The 2763-nt window shown below is 70.5% G+C and carries 2 protein-coding genes; both read right to left on the reverse strand.

Features of this window, described 5'->3' with window-relative positions:
* Positions 1–189: 189 nt before the first annotated feature.
* Entirely contained in the window at positions 190–1683 is a 1494-nt protein-coding gene (locus HMPREF3086_RS15210) for an acyl-CoA carboxylase subunit beta (RefSeq protein ID WP_050797217.1), read from the reverse strand.
* A 56-nt stretch (positions 1684–1739) separates the two neighbouring features.
* A partial coding sequence (locus tag HMPREF3086_RS15215; protein ID WP_141764120.1) for an alpha/beta fold hydrolase occupies positions 1740–2763 on the reverse strand: 1024 nt, incomplete at its 5' end.

The raw sequence follows: 2763 nt of genomic DNA on the forward strand, positions 1-2763 counted from the left end.
TGAGCCCTCGTCGCCAGGACAGCCGCCCGCCGACATGGCGTCTCGCGCGCACCGCGGTGACGGCGAGACGCCAGGTCGAGGAGCGGCTGCGGGGCGGCTGCGGGGCGGAGAAATGCGGGACGGGCGGCCCCCTCGTCGGTGGGCCGCCCGTCGGTGCGCTCGTGCCGTTGGCGCGCTGTTGCTATCGGATCACAGCGGGAAGATGGCGTGCTTGCGCGGAAGCTCGACCCGCGTCTTGTCCCTCAACTGCGCCAGTGCACCGCGCAACACCAGGCGGGTCTGCGACGGCTCGATCACCGCGTCGATGTAGCCTCTCTCGGCGGCCGTGTACGGCGTCGCGATGAACTCGTTGTACATGTCGATGAGCTGCTGACGGAGCTTCGGGCCCTCCTCCGGGCCGGCCTCCTCGATCTGCCGCCGCTGCAGCAGATCCACCGCGCCCTCGGCACCCATCACCGCGATGCGGGCGGTCGGCCACGCGAAGTTGAGGTCGCCGCCGAGATTCTTGGAGCCCATCACCGCGTACGCACCGCCGTAGGCCTTGCGCACCACGAAGGTCACCTTGGGAACCGAGGACGCCGCCACAGCGAAGCCCATCTTGGCGCCACGATGGATGATGCCCAGCTTCTCCTGCTCCACGCCGGGCAGGTAGCCGGGGGTGTCCACCACGTAGACGATCGGGATCGAGTAGGCGTCACACAGCATCATGTGGCGGGTGGCCTTCTCGGAGGCGTCGATGTCGAGGGCGCCGGACAGGTGAAGTGGCTGGTTGGCCACCACGCCGACCGGTTCGCCGTCGACGCGCGCGAAGCCCGTGATGATGTTGGAGGCGAACTGCCCCGATGTCTCGACGAACTCGCCGTCGTCGAACATCCGGATCAGGACGTCGTGCATGTCGTACGCGGCGTTGTCCGAGTCCGGGATGATCGTGTCGAGCTGCCGGTCCGACTCCGTGGTCTCCGGTTCGAGTCCCGGGTTGATCCGCGGGGCCTTCTCGCTGGCCGACGACGGCAGGTAGCTGAGCAGGTTGCGCACGTACATGAATGCGTCGTGCTCGCTGACGGCCACGTGGTTGACGTTGCCCCGCTTCGCCTGCTCGAGTGCGGACCCGAGCTCGTCCATCGTGACGTCCTCGCCGGTCACCTGACGGATGACGTCGGGGCCGGTGACGAACATGTACGCCTGATCCTGGACGGCGATCACGAAGTCGGTCGTCACGGGCGCGTACACGGCACCGCCCGCGCACTTGCCGAGCATGATCGAGATCTGCGGAACGTACCCCGACGCGGGGTACTGACGCCGCGAGATCTCCGAGTAGTACGCGAGCGAGGTGACGGCGTCCTGGACCCGGGCGCCGCCCGAGTCGTTGATCCCGATGATCGGGCAGCCGACCTTGATCGCGAAATCCATGATGGCGCAGACCTTCTTGCCGAAGCCCTCGCCGACGGACCCGCCGAACACCGTGTTGTCGTGCGCGTACACCGCTACCGGGCGACCGTCGATCGTGCCGCGGCCGGTCACCACGCCGTCGCCGAACGGGTTGTCGGGGTTGCCCGGCGCCTTGACCAGTTGGCCCATCTCCACGAAGCTGCCCGCGTCGAGGAGCTCGGCGATCCGCTGGCGGGGAGGGGTCTGCCCCGCGGCGTCGCGGCGGGCCTTGGCCCGTTCGCTGCCCGGGTCCATGGCCTGCTCGGTCTTGACCCGCAGTTCAGCGAGCTTCTCCGCGGTCGTCTTCGCCGTCACGCGTTCGTTCCCTTCCGTACGCCCGCGTCGAGCTCCGTGAGTCGACGCGCCAGATGCTTACCGACCGTACCGACCACCGGCTCGTCGACCATCGCGAGGTGGTCCCCCTCGAGGTGGACCACCTCCAGATCGGTCACCACGGCGGCCCAGCCGCCGTCCGGGTCGATGCGCTCGTAGCGCGGCTCCAGTTCGATCGCCCCGTCGTGCATCCGCTCGGCCCGGTACAGCACGAACGGCACCTCGGCGCCCACGCCGGCCCACGAGCCCATGTCCGCGCTCTGCAGGATGCGGTTGTCCACGAAACTGGCCCGCTGGTGCTCGATCACGCCGCCGCCCATCGCGTTGGCCTCGGCGCCCAGCACCCCCATCAACATGTCCAGCACGCCGTCCTCGCCGTGCTCGGCGAGGAAGTCGCGCGGCACCTCCACGTCGAGCCCGTACGTCCGCTTGGCGAACTCCGAGTAGCGCTTCCAGCGCGCCTCGGCCTCGTCGAGCGTGTCCGGGATCGGCTCGGACGGCTGCACGGTGTCCAGCAGGACCACCAGCGACACCTCGTCGCCCGCGGCCCGCAGCTGGCGGGCCACCTCGACGGCCAGCGCGCCGCCGAAGGACCAGCCACCCAGCGCCACCGGGCGGCCCGCGGCGAGCTCGCGGATCCGGTCGAGGTAGGTCGCGGCCCGCGCCTCCAGGGGGCCCTCGACGCGCTCGACGCCGTACACCGGGGTGCCCTCGTCGAGGCGCTCGACGAGCGGCTCGTAGACGAACGACGATCCGCCGGCCGCGTGGAACAGGAACAGCGGCGTGCGCCCCTCCTGCCCCTCGGCGAGCACGCGGATGTTGCCCTCGACGGCGACCTCGGTGAACGGGCGCAGTAGATCGGCCACCTCGGCGATCGTCGACGCGCCGGCCAGCTGGTCGGCGGTGATGTCGCCGCCGGATCGCTCGGACAGTCGCCGGGCCAGCGCCTCGCGGGTGGCCTCGTCGATCGGGGGCAGCGCCCCGGTCACGCCGGGCGCCGCC

This window comes from Dietzia sp. HMSC21D01 (assembly GCF_001815995.1).
Classification (GTDB): domain Bacteria; phylum Actinomycetota; class Actinomycetes; order Mycobacteriales; family Mycobacteriaceae; genus Dietzia; species Dietzia cinnamea.